The organism is Reyranella sp. (assembly GCF_052439685.1).
In the GTDB taxonomy this organism is placed as follows: domain Bacteria; phylum Pseudomonadota; class Alphaproteobacteria; order Reyranellales; family Reyranellaceae; genus Reyranella.
The window spans coordinates 1-4110 of record NZ_JBQVQG010000064.1; the positions used below are offsets into that span (position 1 = coordinate 1).

The following is a 4110-nucleotide window of genomic DNA, read 5'->3' on the forward strand; positions in this document are numbered from 1 at the left end:
GCGCAGGGTCGCGCCGCGCCAGGACGTCTCGGCGATGCCGGGGACGAGCGCCGCGACCGGCGCCTCGAGGTCGAGCGTGCCGGCCTCGGCGAGCCGGCTGGCGACCAGGCCGGTCACCGCCTTCGACATCGACATCAGGATGTGCGGCGTTGCGGCGTCGAGGCCGTTTCCATAGGTCTCGTGGACGATGCGGCCGTGCTGCACCACGAGGAAGGCATCGGTCGCCGTGGCGGCCAGCAGCGCCGGCAGGTCGAAATGCCGGTCGGGCGCCAGGGCGACGTCGAAGGCGGCGAAGTCGGCGGCCGGTCCTTCGGGCAGGTCGGAGGGCGCGGCGGGCGCGGCCGCGATGCGCTTGGTCGGGATGAAGTCGGGCACGGTGCGGAACGCGGTGGCGATGACGCCGGGCGTGCGCCAGGTGGCGAGCGTGATGGGTGTGGTCTGGGGCATGGGCCACGCTAGCCAGAACGGTGGGGTTCCACTATCCGTGAGGCCCCGCTTTTCATTCGAGATCGTCCGAACGTGGATCCGCTTGGGCAGACCGTCGCGCTGCTGCGCCCCAAGGCCCTGCTGTGGAAGCAGATGCAGGCCAACGGCAACTGGAGGGTGCGGTTTCCGGCGGGCGCCGGTGTCGTCTTCTGCTTCGTCGCCGCGGGCCGATGCGATCTTGCCATCGAGGGCGAGCCACCGCGCGCGCTGGAGCAGGGTGACTTCCTGTTGCTGTCGAGGCCGCCGGTCTGGCGCCTCTCCTGCGAGACGGACGCGGCACGGCTGACGGTCGAGAGCGACTACGCGCCGCGTCCGGCCGCATCCCAACGCGAGGGCGCGCGCTTCGTGGGCGATGCGTCCCGGCCCCCCGAAGTCGAGATTCTGGGCGGTCGTTTCAGCTTCGATCCCACGAACGCCGATCTGCTGACCGGTCTCGTGCCGCGCCGCGCCGAGATCCTGTCGAACGATCCGACGGCTCCGCGCCTGCATCATCTCCTGGCGCTCATCCGGGACGAGTCGTCGTCGGAACGTGCCGGACAGGCGCTGGTGCTCGAACGGCTGCTCGAGGTCCTGCTGGTCGAGGCGATCCGCCAGGCGCCCGCGGGTGATGGCGTCGCGGAACCGGGGCTGCTCGCCGGCCTCGCCGATCCTCACCTCGCCAGGGCGCTGCGCGCGCTCCATGGCAACGTGCGCCGGCCGTGGACGGTGGAGCGGGCGGCCCGTGTTGCCGGCCTGTCGCGCTCGGCCTTCGCCGAACGATTCACGGCAGTCGTCGGCCTGTCGCCGATGGACTACCTGCTGCGGCTGCGCATGGCGCTCGCCAAGGACAGGCTGCGCTTCGGCGGCGCCCGGCTGGCCGAGGTTGCGGCCGACTGCGGTTATCGTTCGGTGAGCGCGTTCAGCACCGCCTTCCGCCGCGTCGTCGGCGTCGCGCCGGGAGGCTTTTCCTCGCGCACATGATCCCAAGGCTGCCGTGAATGCGCGGACCGGGGCGTGCTAGGCTCATCCCATGACGACGTCCCTTCGCGCGGCCTGGGCAAGCCTGCCGTCCCGGCTGAAGCTGCTGGAGCCGGTGGCTTTCTCCGACGCCGAGTGGTCGCTGCTCGAACGCCTGCACGCGACCTTCAACGATCGCGAGGCGCACACGAAGCTGCCGCTGGCGATCGCCCGCTTCCGCGACGACGCAGCGAAGGAAATCTTCGAGCAGGCCCGCCAGTTCGACGAGGTCGTGACCGTGAACGTCGACGAAAGCTGGGAGCAGCGCGTGGCGGTGAGCGCGGCCGATCCGATGGCGCCCTATGTGCGGCTCTACAACGAGGATGTCGACGCGATGATGGGCGTGCTGGTTCCGCCCGCGTCCTATCGCAAGGAGCACTACGCCTACGGCCGGTTCGTCTTTCCCGAGCCGCACGGGCTGCATACCGACCATAGCCTGGAGGATCCGGCAGCCGGCGGCGAGCCGATCTGCATCGCGCGCATCGAGACGCTGGGCACGCATTATGTCGACGGCGACTACCGGCTGCAGGATGCCGCGACGCAGAACATGCTGAAGGCGCTGCGCTACTGGATCCCCGTTCCCGAGGGTCAGCCGGAAGAGGTCTTCGCCGAGCTGCTGAAGCGCGGCACGCTGAAGACCATCCCGGTGAACCACGTCATGCTGATGGTCGCCGGCAACGGCGCGGAGAACGCCCAGGTCACCCAACACATCTCCGCCCGCCCACCCGAAGGCGGCCTGCACTCGGCCTTCTTCCAGCGGCAGTACCGGCTGGCCTAGAACGAGAGATCGCTTCGTTCCGCGTGACGCGCCCGACGTACGTCGCGTCATTGACCCTCTCCGGGGCGATGCTTACTGTCCGGCCCAGAGCGACACCAGTGGAACGCCGTGCTCCGGGGGAGCCAGTCGTCCTTCGGGACGGGGCGTTGTTCGTGTCCGCCAGATCATCATTACGACGTTGTCACCGCCCGACCGAGCTACTGCCATTTTGGCAGTCCGTCGGCGCGGGCGCGTCTTTCGTGGGCGGGTTCGGTGGAGCAGGTTTCCTTTCCCCAGGCGGACGACGAGTGGAACGCCGGCCATCTCGGCTGCGGTCCGCTCGTGCTCGACCTGCGCAAGAAGCTCAAGGCGATGCCCGGCGGCGTGCTGCGCGTGATCGCGCTCGACATCTCCGCACCGCACGACATCCCGGCCTGGTGCCGGCTCACACGCAACGAACTGCTCGCGCACGATCCGGCGACCCAGAGCTTCTGGATCCGGTCGCGCGCCGACTGGTCCTGAAGTCAACAAGGAGGAGAGAGACATGCCCGGTTCATTCGTCGTCAGCCTGACCCACGCCAAGAACGATACCGACAAGGCCACCGTGGCCTTCGTCGTCGCCAACGCCGCCGTCGCGTCGGACAAGAAGACCATGGTCTTCCTGTCGATCGAGGGCACGCGGCTCTCGCAGAAGGGCTATGCCGACGACATCCACGAGGAAGGCTTTGCGCCGCTGAAAGACCTGATGAAGAGCTTCGTCGAGGCCGGCGGACAGATCTTCGTCTGCTCGCCCTGCTTCAAGAAGCGCAAGCTCGACGAGAACAACCTGGTCGACGGCGCGCTCGTGGTCGGCGGCGCCAAGCTGGTCGAGTTCATGGGCGAAGCCTGCCCCAGCGTCAGCTACTGAGCGGACGGACGCCATGACCATCCTCAAGCCGAACCGCCGCGGCTTCATCGCCGCGTCGGGTGCGCTGTCGGTTGCGTCGTTGATCCGCAGTCCGGCGATCGCGCAGGGCAAGAAGAAGCTGCGCTTCGGCGTCGGTCCGCTGATGCCGACGCCCGACGACACGAAGAAGGCCTATCTGCCGCTCTTCACCCATCTCGCCAGGGAACTGGGCAATCCCGATTTCGACCTGGTCGCCACGACCGACTGGGCGGGCATGGCGGTCGCCATGGGTTCGGGCCAGCTCGACGTCGCCTGGATGGGCCCGTGGGGCTACATCATCGCCAACAACGCCACCGGCTGCCAGGCCGTGGCGACGGTGAAGTACGACGACAAGCCGACCTACCTCGGGATCATCGTCGCCAGGCCCGACCTGCAGGTGAAGAAGTTCCCCGACGATACCAAGGGCAAGTCGATGTCCTTCGCCGATGTCGGCTCGACCTCGGGCTGGCTGATCCCGACCTACTACGCCAAGGAAGTCTGGAAGATCGACCCGAAGACCTTCTGGAAGTACAGCGAGGGCGCGACGCATCCGGCCAACGAGATGGCGGTGAGTTCGGGCCAGGTCGACATGGCCACCGACTTCGACCGCCAGCGCAACGCCATGATCGCCGCCGGCCGCATCAAGGAAGACAGCAACAAGATCATCTGGACCTCCGACCCGCTGCCCAACGACGCGATCGCGCTGCCGGCCAATGCGCCGAAGGAGAGGGGCGCCCAGGTGCAGAAGATCCTGACCTCGATCACGGCCGACCAGGCCAAGACCCTGCTGCCGCCGCGCTACACCGGCTTCGTGGCGGCCACGCACAAGAGCTACGACATGATCGAGAAGGCCGGCATCGCCGTCGGCAAGATCAAGCCGAAGGCTTAGGGCGTCATGCTCTCCTCCTCCCCCGTCGAACGGGGGAGGTCGGGAGGGGGAAAGCAA

General features: G+C 68.0%; 6 protein-coding genes. 5 read left to right on the plus strand and 1 reads right to left on the minus strand.

From position 1 onward, the window contains the following. Nucleotides 1–447: serine hydrolase (locus ACT6UX_RS30205; RefSeq protein WP_444778838.1), on the minus strand; the 447-nt coding region annotated here is incomplete at its 3' end. 72 nt (nt 448–519) lie between these two features. On the opposite strand from ACT6UX_RS30205, the gene ACT6UX_RS30210 reads away from it, so the two are divergent. The 5 genes from ACT6UX_RS30210 (at nt 520) to ACT6UX_RS30230 (ending at nt 4053) form a co-directional block, all read left to right on the plus strand. Next, nucleotides 520–1446: an AraC family transcriptional regulator gene (locus ACT6UX_RS30210; protein ID WP_444778839.1), complete on the plus strand. Its 927-nt coding sequence runs from the start codon at nt 520–522 to the stop codon at nt 1444–1446. Nucleotides 1447–1495: 49 nt separating this feature from the next. Next, entirely contained in the window at nt 1496–2260 is a 765-nt protein-coding gene (locus ACT6UX_RS30215; protein ID WP_444778840.1) for a hypothetical protein, read from the plus strand. 252 nt (nt 2261–2512) lie between these two features. After that, complete coding sequence (locus tag ACT6UX_RS30220) at nt 2513–2761, plus strand: sulfurtransferase TusA family protein (RefSeq protein WP_444778841.1); 249 nt, start codon at nt 2513–2515, stop codon at nt 2759–2761. 22 nt (nt 2762–2783) lie between these two features. Then, complete coding sequence (locus ACT6UX_RS30225) at nt 2784–3146, plus strand: DsrE family protein (protein ID WP_295145723.1); 363 nt, start codon at nt 2784–2786, stop codon at nt 3144–3146. A gap of 13 nt (nt 3147–3159) precedes the next feature. Then, nucleotides 3160–4053 carry a phosphate/phosphite/phosphonate ABC transporter substrate-binding protein gene (locus tag ACT6UX_RS30230; RefSeq protein ID WP_444778842.1) on the plus strand — a complete coding sequence of 298 codons (894 nt, stop codon included), beginning with the start codon at nt 3160–3162 and terminating at the stop codon, nt 4051–4053. Nucleotides 4054–4110: the final 57 nt, after the last annotated feature.

Excerpts from the sequence above, each read along its gene's own strand:
- ACT6UX_RS30215 (WP_444778840.1), top strand. The coding sequence starts at position 1,496 with ATGACGACGTCCCTTCGCGCGGCCTGGGCAAGCCTGCCGTCCCGGCTG.
- ACT6UX_RS30230 (WP_444778842.1), top strand. The coding sequence starts at position 3,160 with ATGACCATCCTCAAGCCGAACCGCCGCGGCTTCATCGCCGCGTCGGGT.
- ACT6UX_RS30225 (WP_295145723.1), top strand. The coding sequence starts at position 2,784 with ATGCCCGGTTCATTCGTCGTCAGCCTGACCCACGCCAAGAACGATACC.